12 protein-coding genes and 4 pseudogenes are annotated in these 13,764 nt (G+C 32.6%); 9 read left to right on the top strand and 7 right to left on the bottom strand.

Annotation, left to right across the window (positions count from 1 at the left end; all coding sequences use genetic code 11):
* Positions 1 to 101: 101 nt before the first annotated feature.
* The 3 genes and pseudogenes from AC1RYN_RS17335 to AC1RYN_RS17325 form a co-directional block, all read right to left on the bottom strand.
* Positions 102 to 2,002, bottom strand: a pseudogene (locus AC1RYN_RS17335) (amidophosphoribosyltransferase).
* Positions 2,003 to 2,092: 90 nt separating this feature from the next.
* Complete coding sequence (locus AC1RYN_RS17330; protein WP_481807934.1) at positions 2,093 to 3,016, bottom strand: PfkB family carbohydrate kinase; 924 nt, start codon at positions 3,014 to 3,016, stop codon at positions 2,093 to 2,095.
* 202 nt (positions 3,017 to 3,218) lie between these two features.
* Positions 3,219 to 4,121 carry an RNA polymerase sigma factor gene (locus tag AC1RYN_RS17325; protein WP_481807933.1) on the bottom strand — a complete coding sequence of 301 codons (903 nt, stop codon included), beginning with the start codon at positions 4,119 to 4,121 and terminating at the stop codon, positions 3,219 to 3,221.
* A gap of 190 nt (positions 4,122 to 4,311) precedes the next feature.
* On the opposite strand from AC1RYN_RS17325, the gene AC1RYN_RS17320 reads away from it, so the two are divergent.
* Entirely contained in the window at positions 4,312 to 4,659 is a 348-nt protein-coding gene (locus AC1RYN_RS17320) for a DUF6249 domain-containing protein (RefSeq protein WP_481807932.1), read from the top strand.
* Between the two features lie 61 nt (positions 4,660 to 4,720).
* Here the strand turns inward: AC1RYN_RS17320 and rnhA are convergent, their stop codons facing one another.
* Positions 4,721 to 5,203: a ribonuclease HI gene (rnhA, locus tag AC1RYN_RS17315; protein ID WP_129540436.1), complete on the bottom strand. Its 483-nt coding sequence runs from the start codon at positions 5,201 to 5,203 to the stop codon at positions 4,721 to 4,723.
* A 151-nt stretch (positions 5,204 to 5,354) separates the two neighbouring features.
* Positions 5,355 to 5,918: a phosphoribosylglycinamide formyltransferase gene (gene purN, locus AC1RYN_RS17310; RefSeq protein ID WP_481807931.1), complete on the bottom strand. Its 564-nt coding sequence runs from the start codon at positions 5,916 to 5,918 to the stop codon at positions 5,355 to 5,357.
* Between the two features lie 175 nt (positions 5,919 to 6,093).
* On the opposite strand from purN, the gene AC1RYN_RS17305 reads away from it, so the two are divergent.
* The 5 genes and pseudogenes from AC1RYN_RS17305 (at position 6,094) to pyk (ending at position 10,583) form a co-directional block, all read left to right on the top strand.
* Positions 6,094 to 6,330 (top strand): acyl carrier protein, encoded by a 237-nt coding sequence (locus AC1RYN_RS17305; protein ID WP_007137004.1) that lies wholly within the window; start codon positions 6,094 to 6,096, stop codon positions 6,328 to 6,330.
* A gap of 192 nt (positions 6,331 to 6,522) precedes the next feature.
* Entirely contained in the window at positions 6,523 to 7,776 is a 1,254-nt protein-coding gene (gene fabF / locus AC1RYN_RS17300; protein ID WP_481807930.1) for a beta-ketoacyl-ACP synthase II, read from the top strand.
* 7 nt (positions 7,777 to 7,783) lie between these two features.
* Positions 7,784 to 8,524: a ribonuclease III gene (gene rnc / locus AC1RYN_RS17295; RefSeq protein WP_481807929.1), complete on the top strand. Its 741-nt coding sequence runs from the start codon at positions 7,784 to 7,786 to the stop codon at positions 8,522 to 8,524.
* Between the two features lie 114 nt (positions 8,525 to 8,638).
* Positions 8,639 to 9,013 (top strand): IPExxxVDY family protein, encoded by a 375-nt coding sequence (locus tag AC1RYN_RS17290; protein WP_481807928.1) that lies wholly within the window; start codon positions 8,639 to 8,641, stop codon positions 9,011 to 9,013.
* A 121-nt stretch (positions 9,014 to 9,134) separates the two neighbouring features.
* Positions 9,135 to 10,583: pseudogene (pyk, locus tag AC1RYN_RS17285) on the top strand (pyruvate kinase).
* A 69-nt stretch (positions 10,584 to 10,652) separates the two neighbouring features.
* On the opposite strand, the gene AC1RYN_RS17280 reads toward pyk, so the two are convergent.
* Together AC1RYN_RS17280 and AC1RYN_RS17275 are read right to left on the bottom strand one after the other, a co-directional pair.
* Positions 10,653 to 11,111, bottom strand: a complete 459-nt coding sequence (locus AC1RYN_RS17280; protein WP_481807927.1) for an OsmC family protein — start codon at positions 11,109 to 11,111, stop codon at positions 10,653 to 10,655.
* A gap of 42 nt (positions 11,112 to 11,153) precedes the next feature.
* Positions 11,154 to 12,153 (bottom strand): annotated as a pseudogene (locus AC1RYN_RS17275) (GntR family transcriptional regulator).
* A 99-nt stretch (positions 12,154 to 12,252) separates the two neighbouring features.
* On the opposite strand from AC1RYN_RS17275, the gene AC1RYN_RS17270 reads away from it, so the two are divergent.
* The 3 genes and pseudogenes from AC1RYN_RS17270 to AC1RYN_RS17260 form a co-directional block, all read left to right on the top strand.
* Positions 12,253 to 12,477, top strand: a complete 225-nt coding sequence (locus AC1RYN_RS17270) for an aldose epimerase family protein (RefSeq protein WP_481807926.1) — start codon at positions 12,253 to 12,255, stop codon at positions 12,475 to 12,477.
* A 41-nt stretch (positions 12,478 to 12,518) separates the two neighbouring features.
* Positions 12,519 to 13,304 (top strand): aldose epimerase family protein, encoded by a 786-nt coding sequence (locus AC1RYN_RS17265; protein WP_481807967.1) that lies wholly within the window; start codon positions 12,519 to 12,521, stop codon positions 13,302 to 13,304.
* A gap of 62 nt (positions 13,305 to 13,366) precedes the next feature.
* Positions 13,367 to 13,723 (top strand): annotated as a pseudogene (locus AC1RYN_RS17260) (sodium:solute symporter family transporter); the annotation flags it as partial.
* Positions 13,724 to 13,764 lie beyond the last annotated feature (41 nt).

The following is a 13,764-nucleotide window of genomic DNA, read 5'->3' as shown; positions in this document are numbered from 1 at the left end:
GTACTTCAAAAGTATGTTAGCAGTGCATTTCTTCCAAACAATTAAGATAAACGGTAAAAAAAACCGATGAAATGCACGTTTTAACCTTTTATTATGTTTTTTTAATACGCTCTTGCGTCTTTTCCTTCATAAAAATTCATAAAAGCACGATTCACCACTCGATTACCTCCTGGCGTAGGATAATCTCCTGTAAAGTACCAATCTCCAAGGTTTTTTGGACATGCAATATGCAAGTCTTCTACTGTTTGGAATATGATTTTTACTTCGGCATTTATCTCTGGCGAACTTAACATTTCTGCAATTTTATCTGAGATTTCTTGTGGCTCAAATGGCGCATAAATTGCAGTAACATAATTAACAACATCACTATCTAAATAATTCTCTTGTGCTTTACATTTAGCATAAACTTCATCTACAATATGATATAGATTACGCTCTTTTAACAATTCCAGAGCTGCTCTAAAAGCAACCAACCCTTCTAGCTTTGCCATATCGATTCCATAACAATCTGGAAAACGAATTTGTGGTGCCGATGATACGATTACAATTCGCTTTGGATTTAAACGATCCATCATTTTTATGATGCTCATTTTAAGTGTAGTCCCACGAACAATACTATCATCAATTATCACCAAGTTATCCGTTGGTTTTATCACACCATATGTTACATCGTATACGTGAGCAACTAAATCATCACGACTGCTATCCTCTGTAATAAAGGTTCTTAACTTAGCATCTTTAATAGCCACTTTCTCTGTAAGTATTTTTACAGCAAGTAATTCCTGTAACGTATCCGCAGTTAGCGTATTTCTATTAGCTATTATATAATTGTTTTTTCTCTGATTTAAAAAATCTTGCGCCGCTTCGACCAAACCATAAAAAGAGGTTTCAGCTGTATTTGGAATATAAGAGAAAACGGTGTTATCTGTATCACTATCAATTGCATTTAAAACTGCAGGCAAAATTAATCTACCCAAGTTTTTACGTTCTTGATATATTTCGGCATCACTACCTCTAGAAAAGTAGATCCTTTCAAAAGAACATGCTTTTTTAACTGTTGGTGTTAAAATTTCTTCCATCGAAACTTTACCACTTTTCTTAATAATCAAAGCATTTCCTGGTTCAATTTCCTGAACACTCTCAAAAGGCACATTAAAAACTGTTTGAATAACTGGTCTTTCTGATGCTACAACCACCACTTCGTCATCTTGATAAAAATAAGCAGGACGTATTCCAGCTGGATCTCTAAAAACAAATGCATCACCATGACCTAATAAACCAGCCATTGCGTATCCTCCATCTAAATTTTTAGCTGAACGCATTAATATTTTACCAATATCCAAACGATCTGCAATTACAGGAGAAGCTTCTCTTTTAGAATACCCTTCTTGTTTACAATCTTGATACAAAGACATTACTTCTTTATCCAGAAAGTGACCAATTTTTTCCATCACTGTAACCGTATCCGCCATTTCTTTAGGATGCTGTCCTAGCTCTACTAAATTTTCGAAAAGCTCTTTAACATTAGTCATGTTAAAATTACCTGCCAAAATAAGATTACGGTGCATCCAGTTACTCTGACGTAAAAATGGATGTACGCTCTCGATACTATTTTTACCAAAAGTTCCGTAACGAACGTGTCCTAAAAAACAACTCTCCTATATATGGAATGTTTTCTTTTTGTTTTGCAACATCATTTGCGTATTCAGGATGCGAAGTCATCTCTTCATTGATACGCTCATTTATTTGCTTAAAAACATCTTGTATTGGTTGTGCGTGATTAGAACGAACTCTACTTATGTATCGTTGTCCTGGCTCAACATCTAATTTAATGCTTGCAAAACCAGCCCCATCTTGTCCACGATTATGCTGCTTCTCCATCATAAGGTACATTTTTTTGTACCCCATAAAAAGCTGTTCCGTATTTTTCTTTGTAATATTCAAGCGGTTTAAGAAGTCTAACCAAAGCTATACCACATTCATGTTTTAAAGCGTCGCTCATTGTATTTGTGTTTGTGTGTTGTTGTTGTAGTTTGTACTATTCTTTGTAATAACAAAATCAAAAAAGCCCCGTGAACGAGGCTTTAATTCTTTATAGTTCTATATCAAACTGAGTTAGCGATTTAAATTGTTTTAATCTCGCAACTACTTCGTTTTTATCTAAGGCAACCATTCTTTCTGTGCCAAATTTCTCTACACAGAAAGAAGCTAAATTTGATCCATAGATTACTGCATTCTTCATATTCTTATATGAGATGTTTTCACTCTGCGTAATAAATCCAGCAAATCCTCCTGCAAATGTATCTCCAGCTCCTGTTGGATCGAAAACATCTTCTAAAGGTAATGCTGGTGCAAAAAACACTTCTTTATCATGAAATAACAACGCTCCGTGTTCCCCTTTCTTAATTACCACATATTTTGGTCCAAGAGTGTGAATCTTTGCAGCTGCTTTAACTAACGAATATTCTCCCGATAACTGTCTTGCTTCTTCATCGTTGATTGTAATTACATCAACACGTTTTATAACCTCTAGTAATTCTGGCAAAGCGCAGTCCATCCAAAAGTTCATCGTATCTAAAACTACTAACTTTGGTTTTGATTCCATTTGATCCAAAACACTGCTTTGTACAAGTGGATGCAAATTACCCAACATTACAACATCTGAATCTTTAAAATTTTGCGGAACCTTAGGCTGAAAATCTGCTAATACATTAAGCTCAGTTGCTAATGTATCTCTTGAGTTCAGGTCATTATGGTAGCGCCCGCTCCAAAAGAAAGTTTTCCCTCCTCTTACAATTTCCAGTCCTGAAATATCAATATTTCTTGACGTTAACAAATCTAAATGTTCTTGAGGAAAATCATCTCCAACCACAGAAACAATAGCCGATTGTAGGTTGAAAAACGATGCTGACAAACCAATATATGTCGCTGCACCACCTAATATTTTATCTGTTTTCCCAAAAGGAGTTTCAATCGCATCGAAAGCAACTGTTCCGACAATCAGTAATTTATTCATTTTATGAATTTCAAATTAAGGTGCAAAGATACTTTATAAGTTTCAGAGTTGCAACGGTTCTTTGTACCAAAATTTTCTTAAAAATCAAAACTAAATAAAAGGATCAAATCGATTAAAAATCAATCATTTACAAACAAAAAACAACTGTTAATTTCTTACAATATCTAGAATAAATCAATCGATAATTTTCAAAAAAAACGACTTAGAATCTATATTTTTTATCATAATAATTCTTCAATAATGAAATCTGTACTAAAACCATTAAAATAACAATCAAAACTGCATAAGAAGTGTTTTTTGAAAACTGAAACACCGGAATTAAATTATCTATTTTAGAATAATACAAAGTACTTATACTTAAATCACTACCCACAGCTTTATCAGTTGCAAAAACTACATATCCAATAAACACAACTAAACCCCCAAAAATAACTGCCCAAACCGATTTTGATATTAATGGTTTATATACAATGCTTTTCGTTTTCTCTAAAGCCAAAACTTGTAACATGACTCTAGAGGTAAAATCAGCAGAAGGTTTTTGCATAATACCTTCCGCCATTACTTTGTCAACTAGATTTTCGTAATATTTATCGCTCTCTTCATAATAATCTAATATTTCAGGTTCTAATTGCTCTTTTAAAATAACTGCTAATTTTTTTCTGCTTCGAAATAATTTTATCTTAACATTATTAGCACTAATATCCATAATCTTACCTATTTCATTTAAATTTTGGTCTTCAAAATAAAAAAGTGTCAACAAGAAACTTTCTTCACTTGGTAATAAATTTAAACAATTCTGAATATCCTGCTTTCTTTCCTGATCTTCTAAAATACTTAAAGCATTTGTTGTTGTTTTAACTACATATCCTTTAAGCTCATCAATAACTACATTGTGTTCTTCCTTTTTATTCTTCTTTAAATAATCCAAACATGTATTGTATCCAATTTTATAAATCCAAGTAGAGAACTTAGAATCTCCTTTAAACTTACTCAAAGAATTAAAAATCTTGATGAAAGTATCCTGAGAAACTTCCTCAGCAACTTCTCTATTTTTTACCATCTTTATGGCCAAAGTAAAAATCATATCTTTATAACGATCAACCAATGCAGCAAACGCATTGACCTCTCCTAGAAGAACCTGATTGATATAATACTGATCATTTACTTATCAAGTTCCATATGACGACTATGATGACATTAAGGTTACAACTAAATTAAAAAAATATTTTAGAATCTGTAACCTCAGTTAAACATCTTTCGTCATATGGAATATCAATCAATTAAATTTAAAAATTATGGGTCCACAAATGTTAATACCAATTAGTCTTTTCCTAATGATCTTTGGAATTGCCTATCTTATTTTTTCTACCAGAAACAGAGAACGTTTAGCTCTTATAGAAAAGGGCATAGATGCTAGTATTTTTTCAAATAGCAAAAACAATACTACTCCTATATGGAAAGTACTTGTTTTAAATTTGGCTTTTTTACTAATAGGAAGTGGAATTGGAATTTTTATCGCCTTACTTATTACAACTTACACATCTCTTCAGGATGGCGCTGTATATCCTGCTACTATTTTTACGATGGCAGGAATTGGGCTACTTATCGGATTTAATAAATCTAAAGATTTAAACAACAATTAAATCTCTCTTGATTTCTATAAATAACGTGTCTGAAAAATATATCTCAGACACGTTATTCTTTTTACGCTTCTTTTGAACCTATATCTTCATAATAGGCATCTATTGAAAGTTGTTTTTGCATCGAAGCCATTACAGCCAATTGATCACATCGCTCATTTTGAGGATGATTATTATGTCCTTTTATCCACTTAAAATCTACTTGGTGTTTTCGATAAACAATTAAAAAACGTTTCCATAAATCAGGATTTTTTCTCCCAACAAATTTTTTCTTTTCCCATCCAAAAACCCATTTTTTCAAAACAGAATCTACTACATATTTCGAATCCGAAATAACAAGCACTTTCATATTTGGCTTTTTAAGTTTTTCAAGACCTACTATTACAGCCAAAAGTTCCATTCTATTGTTTGTTGTTAGTCGAAATCCCTCATAATATTCCTTTTTATGTGGCGTTCCAACCAATTCCATAACCACTCCATACCCACCATTGCCAGGATTCCCCTTTGCCGCGCCATCTGTATATATATGTACTTCGTGTTGATTCATTTTAGACTTCTTAGATATTAGACTTGCTTCGCTTTTAGACTTCTTAGAATCCAGACTTACTTTATTAGACTTCTTAGATTCTAGAATTGTCCTTATTTATAATTCCAAAATAAAAATCAACAATCTAAAAGTCTAAGAAATCTAAGTCAGTCTAAATATCTAACAATCTATAAATAACTTCTGGAAAATGCTTTTGCTCTAATTCATGAATTTTAGCAGCTACATCTTCTGCAGTATCTGCATCTGTTATAGCAACTTTTTCCTGAAAGATAATCGCTCCCTCATCATAATTCTCATTTACATAGTGAATGCTTATTCCTGTCTCTTCCTCCTTATTTTCTACTATTGCCCTGTGAATGTGCATTCCATACATTCCTTTCCCTCCATAATTAGGTAATAATGCAGGATGTATGTTAATTATCTTATTAGGATATGCCTCTATAATGTGTTTTGGGAATTGAAGCAGGAAACCAGCTAAAATAATCAAATCGGGGTCAATTAATTTTACTTTTTGTAATACATTGCCTTCAATTAATTCTGTTTTCGTGAAAATTTCGACCTCAACATGATAGTTTTTGGCTCTTTCAATTACTTTCGCATTTGCGTTATTAGTAAACACAGAAACCACATTTGCGATTTGTGTTTCAGCAAAATATTTTATAATGTTTTCAGCGTTACTCCCTGATCCTGAAGCAAAAACGATTATTTTTTTCATACTCGAATTAATTTATTTTTTGCAAAAAACGGAATAAAAAACCAAAATAAATAACATTCTAATCCCTTTGTTAAAATAAATTTTATAAATTAGTGTTACATTTATTAACTAAATCGTGGTTTTAAAATAAAGTTTTTTATTTTTGCCAACAAATTAAATTCTAAAATTAAAGATTATGTCAGACATTGCATCAAGAGTAAAAGCGATTATCGTAGACAAATTAGGTGTTGACGAAAACGAAGTTGTAACAGAAGCAAGCTTCACTAATGATTTAGGAGCTGACTCATTAGACACTGTTGAGCTTATTATGGAATTCGAAAAAGAATTTGATATCCAAATTCCAGACGATCAAGCAGAAAACATTGCTACTGTTGGTCAAGCTATTTCTTACATCGAAGAAGCTAAAAAATAATAAATTTCCACCCGATTTTTTTATAAAATATAAAAAGTCGGGTGTTATTATTTTTTATAAAAATTTAAATTTTGGGTTGATTTTCAATCAAAAAAATATATTTATATTGTAATACCCATGGTTCTTTTGTAATATAATACAATCAAGAAAGCATGGGTTTTATTTGTTTAAAGCTAATAAAACACATTATTTATGGTATTAAGGCGAGTTGTTGTAACAGGATTAGGCGCACTTACTCCTATTGGAAATAACATTCAGGAGTATTGGAACGCGCTTATTAATGGAGTTAGCGGTGCTGCCCCAATAACGTATTACGATACAGAAAAACATAAAACGAAATTTGCCTGTGAAGTAAAAAACTTCAACATCGAAGATTTTATGGATCGTAAAGAATCACGTAGACTTGATAAATTTGCACAATATGCTGTTGCTGCAAGTGATGAAGCTATTAAAGATGCTGGACTTACAGATGACAATATCGACAAACAAAGAGTTGGTGTTATCTGGGGAGCTGGAATTGGTGGTTTAGAAACTTTTCAAGAAGAGGTAATGTACTATGCTAAAGGAGACGGAACACCAAAATTCAATCCGTTTTTTATTCCTAAAATGATTGCTGATATTGCCCCGGCACACATTTCTATGAGAAATGGTTATATGGGACCAAACTATACAACTGTTTCTGCATGTGCATCTTCTGCCAATGCACTTATTGATGCTTTCAACTACATTCGTTTAGGAATGTGCGATGTTATCATCTCTGGTGGATCTGAAGCTGCTATTACAATTGCAGGAATGGGAGGTTTTAACTCTATGCACGCTTTATCAACTAGAAACGAAAGTCCTGAGTCTGCTTCAAGACCTTTTGACGCTACTCGTGATGGTTTTGTTTTAGGTGAAGGAGCTGGAGCATTGGTACTTGAAGATTATGAACATGCAAAAGCACGTGGAGCAAAAATTTATTGCGAAATTGGTGGAGGCGGAATGTCATCTGATGCATACCACTTAACTGCACCACATCCAGAAGGGCTTGGAGTTATTGCTGTAATGAACAATACATTACGTGATGCCCGTATGAAACCAGAAGATGTTGATCATATTAATACACACGGTACATCTACTCCACTTGGTGATGTTGCCGAATTAAAAGCGATTAGTGCTGTTTTTGGAGATCATGCCAAAACAATCAATATCAACTCTACTAAATCTATGACTGGACACTTACTTGGTGCTGCTGGTGCGATCGAAGCAATTGCTTCTATCTTAGCCATGAAGCATGGTATTATACCTCCAACAATCAACCATACGGTTGTTGACGAGAGAATAGATCCTTCATTAAATTTAACACTAAACAAACCTCAATATAGAGAAGTTAATGTTGCTATGAGCAATACTTTCGGTTTTGGAGGTCACAATGCTTGTGTTTTATTTAAAAAATTAGTTGACTAGTTTTCGTATGAGTATTTTCAAAAAAATATTTTCAAAATCCCGTTCTCAAGAAGACGGGATTTTTTTTGATTCTATTCAAAAAATACTTGGATTCCCACCTATTTCAATTCAGTTTTATAAGAAAGCCTTTACACATCGTTCTTCTAATAGACTGGATGAAAACGGACATCCTATTAACTATGAACGTCTAGAATTTCTGGGAGATGCAATGCTAAGTGCTGTTATTGCTGCACATTTATTCAACAAAGCTCCTGCTGGAGATGAAGGTTACTTAACCAAAATGCGTTCTAAAATTGTAAGTAGGGAGCATTTAAATGACCTAGGAAAGGATTTAAATCTTGTTCAGTTTATCGAAAGTAAAGTACCTTTGCAACATTTTGGAGAAAACATTCATGGTAACATCTTCGAGTCGCTCATAGGCGCTATTTATTTAGATAGAGGTTATTCTTATTGTGAAAAATTCATTCAGAATAGTGTAATTACCCCATACGTAGACATTAGCCGACTTGAGGGAAAAGTAATAAGCTATAAAAGCTTAGTTATCGAATGGTGTCAAAAAGAGAAAAAAATATTCCATTACGATATTTTTGAAGACAATGGCATTGGTGGTGAACGTTTATTTGGCGTAAAATTAAGTATTGATGATAAAGTAGTCGCAAGAGCGCGAGCAACTTCTAAAAAGAAAGCAGAAGAGAAAGCATCTCAACGTGCTTATTTTGCTTTTCAAGAAAAAATGGACAAGAAATAAACTCGATTTTCTTAAAACTATATCGTTTTCGTTTATAAATTAACAAAAACATACCAATCTTAACTATTGAACCAGCAATAGAAATAGTATATTTACAACTTATTTTTTCAGGAAATGGCTATTCATAAATTAGAATTAGGCGAATTTGATGAAATTGATTATAATTTGATTGCCATACATACTTCAATGGAAGATTATAGATTGGCTTATTTTATCAATCAAAACTTCCCAGTTCTTTTGAGTAAGAGTAAAAATGAAATTCAAATTAATGTGAAAGAAGGTGAGACTCATTTTTCACGATTTGATTATTATGACGAAGAAAAAGAACTTTACTGGGATTTGATTCAGAATAAAAACGAAGTCATTCAAAATACACCAAATGACAATCAGGATTTATTTTCAGATACTTCGATGGAAGTAGCCACAAAAGTATATTTACTACCTGAGTTTAAAAAAGTTGATTATTTTTTAAAAATTGAAAAAGAGTGAGGAAGCTTTCGATATATTAAAAATACAACAAATATTAAATACCATTGATACCATCTCAACGGTTTATATAGTTGATACGAATAAAATAAAATCAAAAAAACAATTTAATTTTTTAATAGAAATGCTTACAAACAAAAAAACCAAAATTGTAGCCACACTTGGCCCTGCATGTGGTACTAGAGAGATCATAAAAGACATGATCGAAGCAGGTGTGAAAATGTATTTAGAGTTAATTTTTCGCATGCAGATTACGAAGGTGTAAAAGAGAAAATCAATATCATTAGAGGACTTAACGAAGAGTTTGGTTATACCACAGCTATACTTGGAGATTTACAAGGTCCTAAACTTCGTGTAAAGTAGGAGTAATGGAAGAAGGTGTTGTAGTAAACGATGGTGATGTAATCACTTTTACTACTGCTAAAGATATTATCGGTACTGCCAAAAAAGTTTTCATGAAGTACCAAAACTTTCCAAATGATGTAAATCGATAGCGTGAGCAGCGCTCTTTTACTTGATGACGGAAAAACTTATCTTTGAGGAAATCCTTACAACAGACAAAAAATCTGAGGTTACTGCTGTAGCTATTCAAGGTGGTGAACTAAAATCTAAAAAGGGGGTTAACCTTCCTAATATACTAAAATATCTTTACCTGCATTAACTGAGAAAGATATTGCTGATGCACTTTTGCTATTGAACAAAAAGTAGATTGGATCGCTCTTTCATTTGTAAAAACACCACGTGACTTACAAGACTTACAAGAGTTGATTGCAAAACATTCTGATGTTAAAATTCCAATCGTTGCTAAAATCGAAATGCCTGAAGCATTAGAAAACATGGACAAAATCGTTGCTTATTGCGACGCTTTAATGGTTGCTCGTGAATAGGAGTTGAACTTCCTGCTCACGAAGTACCATTAGTTCAAAAAGAATTAATCCGTAGAGCAAAAACAGCTCGTATTCCTGTAATTGTGGCAACACAAATGATGGAAACAATGATCACTAGCTTAACACCTACTCGTGCTGAAGTAAATGACGTTGCTAACTCTGTTATGGATGGTGCAGATGCAGTAATGCTTTCTGGTGAAACTGCTGCAGGAATTATCCCTGTTCAGGTTATCCAAAAATGACACAAATTATCGAAGCTGTTGAAGACTCTCCGCTAATTTATGTTCCACAAAACACGCCACAAATAAAAAACAAATCGTTTTATTACTAAAACAATTTGTCAGCAAGCAGCTATTATGGCAAATGCTATAAAAGCTAAAGCAATTTGTACACTTACAAACAGTGGATATACTGCTTTCCAAATTTCGGCTTGGAGACCATCTGCTCATATTTTAGTATTTACTTCTAACAGAAGAATCTTAACTCAGTTAAGTCTTTTATGGGGGGTTAAATCTTATTCAACTCACCACAAAGATGTAAGCACTGATGATACTGTAACTGATGTAAATCAAATCGTAAAAGATAAGGGATATGTTGCAAAAGGTGATTACTTAATCAACTTAGCAGCAATGCCTATTAAAGATAAAGGAATGGTTAACACCATGAGAGTTTCTGAAATAGAGTAAACTGATCTCCTTTCAAAATATTAATTCCGTCTTGTATATGCTTGAACGGATTTTTATTTTATATCAAATTCAAACCGCTTCACAAGTTGGGTTATGCAAAACTGGGAAATTGCATGAATTCGCTATAAAACATAATTGGTTTGCTTTTTTATGCAACTCCAATGCAAGCTGAATTTTGTCTGAATTAGCAATTGTAACTTTTGGATTCAATCGAACTTCTATAAAACGTCCACTTCCATCAAATTGGACTTCTAAAGTAGCCTCTGCATTATCTGAATAAGTAAGCACCTTGATCCCATTTTGACTACATACATAGAAATACGACATCATATGGCAAGAAACAAGGCTGCTTAATAGCATATCTTCTGGATTATACAGCTTTGGATTGCCTTTAAAAGCTTTTGCGGCAGAGACACTTAATTTAGGCTTGCCTTCAATTATGATCTCATGATCCTTAGAATTTCGTTTCTCCTCATTATCATTAGACTCCCATTTAACCTCTGCTTTGAATAAATGCTTAAATCCCATAATTATTTTAAATTTAAAAAACTACAATAACAAAACTTCTGATTACAATGAATTACGCATGATCAAAGAGGATTTATTTTCGATGTTTTGTTTTTTTCCTGACAAAACCATCTTTGCCATAATTTTCCCCATTTCTTCAAAATTTGTTGAAATAGTTGTTATCCCGTTTTCTACTACTTTTTTTAATGGCGTTTCATTGTAAGAGATAATTCCAAAATCTACTCCCAGCTTTAAATCTTGACGTTTGGATTTTTCTATAACACGAACCAAGTCCCTATCATTAGGAATTATATATACCTCTCCTACTCTAACCTCTCTTTCTCTAAACTCAGTGATCACTTCATTATCAAATGAAAAATCATTGCAGAAATTCAAAAACCCTACTTTCATTCCTAAAGGCTCTCTAAATCCTGGAAAAATCATAATAAGCTTTCTATATTTATCTAGCTTTGTTTTCCCTTTTACTAACGCATCATAAATATCTTTTGGAAAATTCTGACAAACTGATGGATATGCTTTTAAAGCTTCATTAGTCTGATCCAAAATATAAACTTCATTTACTGGTAGGGTATTTATGCATGAAGCTGCATCAGCCAAATCGGTTGGCATGATTACATATTTAGTGTAAGCTCCATTATTGTCATTGATCAATTTTTTAAAAACCTTTGTATTAAAATAATAAAAGAAGATATCAACCTGCACTTCTTCACCTATATTTCTAAGAAAGGAAATATAAATATCTTCTTTAAAATTATTCAATTCATCAAAAAGTAAAAAAACCCGCTCTTTAATCGTGATTTCAACACTTTTAATATAATATCCCTTTCCCTGTATGGCATAAATAATACCTCTCTTTTTTAATTCATCATAAGCCTGCAAGACAGTATCTCTTGACAAAGAAAAGGCTAAACATACTTTATTAACTGATGGTAGTCTATCGCCTTTCTTTAAATTTTTCTTATTAATACTGCTCTCAACAGAAGCTATAATTCTGCTTGTATTTAGGAATACCTAGATTATTTTGGATAGAAATTATATTCATAAAAGGTTTGATTTTTATGCAATATACAAAAAACTGGTAGGTGCTGGTATGAATCATGTCATATACATATTTTTGAATTTCATTTTTCACAAAAAAATAATGAAAATAAAACACAAATCATATTTTACTAACATAAACACAAAAGAATTATTTGGTATATTGCCCAACAATAATGCTATTCATTCTTATAAATTAACTAACAAAAACGGTATGCAAGCCACAATTATTGACTATGGCGCAACCGTTACTTCATTAATGGTCCCTCTTGAAAATGGAGAACTTATAGATGTTGTTTTAGGCTTTGACAATTTAGAAAATATTTAAAATCGTATTCTTTATCTGGTGCCCCTTATTTCGGAGCTACCATAGGTCGTTATGCTGGCAGAGGTAACAATGGGGCTTTTACTCTAAATGATAAAACATATCTTTTAAACAAAAACAATAATAATCATTCTATTCATGGTGGACTTGTTGGTTTTTCTGAGAAAAAATGGGAGATCGAGAATATTACTGATGGTGAAAATCCATCAATAACAATGACTCTTTTAAGTCCTGCTAATGAAGAAAATTATCCTGGAGATTTGTCTGTAAGTTTAACATATACGTTATCTGAAGACAACGAGTTACAGCTAGAATATAATGCTACCACAACAGCAGATACAATTATAAACTTAACAAATCATAGTTATTTTAATCTTAATGGGCATGATTCGAGTGTAGCTGACCAAGAAATAATTGTAAATTCAGACAAGATATTAGAAGCAACATCGGAAAACATCCCAACAGGAAATGTATTAGATCTTTTAGGCCATCCGTTTGATTTTAGGACTCCTGCAAACTGTCCCCTTACCATTGATGATTCGTTTGTTATAGAAACCAAAAATGATATTGCAGCCGCTCTTTATAGTCCAACAAACGGATTGCGCATGACTGTATATACCAATCAACCAAGTGTTCATGTATTTGTAGGTGGTAACTGTTCGAATAAAATCAGAGGAAAAGAAGACGTTATTTACCACTCCTTAAGCGGCATTTGTTTTGAAGCTCAAAATTTTCCTGATGCCCCAAATCATAATAACTTTCCTAATTCAATACTGAAAAAAGAAGACAAATACTACCATAAAACGATTTACAAATTTCAATCTATCTAAAACCAAATTACAATAACCACGAAATACTTTATATTAATTACCTCCTTGAAACACAATTAACCATGAACCAAAACCTTGCCATTGCCGATTATATTGTTTTTATCATCTACTTTATTGTAGTATCAACATATGGTTACACTATATATCGAAAACGCAAAAAGGATGAAAGAGATGCCAAAGCTTATTTTCTTGCTGAGGGCAATTTAACTTGGTGGGCAATTGGAGCTTCATTAATCGCCTCTAATATTTCGGCTGAGCAATTTATCGGAATGAGTGGTGAAGGTTTCTTTTTAGGAATTGCTGTCGCTGCCTACGAATGGGTTGCTGCTATAACTTTAATAATCGTTGCGGTATGGTTTATTCCTGTTTATCTTAAAAACAAAATATACACCATGCCTCAATTTTTAAAAACTCGTTATAAGGTGCTGCCTCCCTAACAACAGGAGCATGTATTAACCTT

It is taken from the genome of Flavobacterium sp. TC780 (assembly GCF_056783245.1).
The sequence above is the reverse complement of the archived record's forward strand: the minus strand, read 5'-3'. Positions and strand labels throughout refer to the sequence as shown.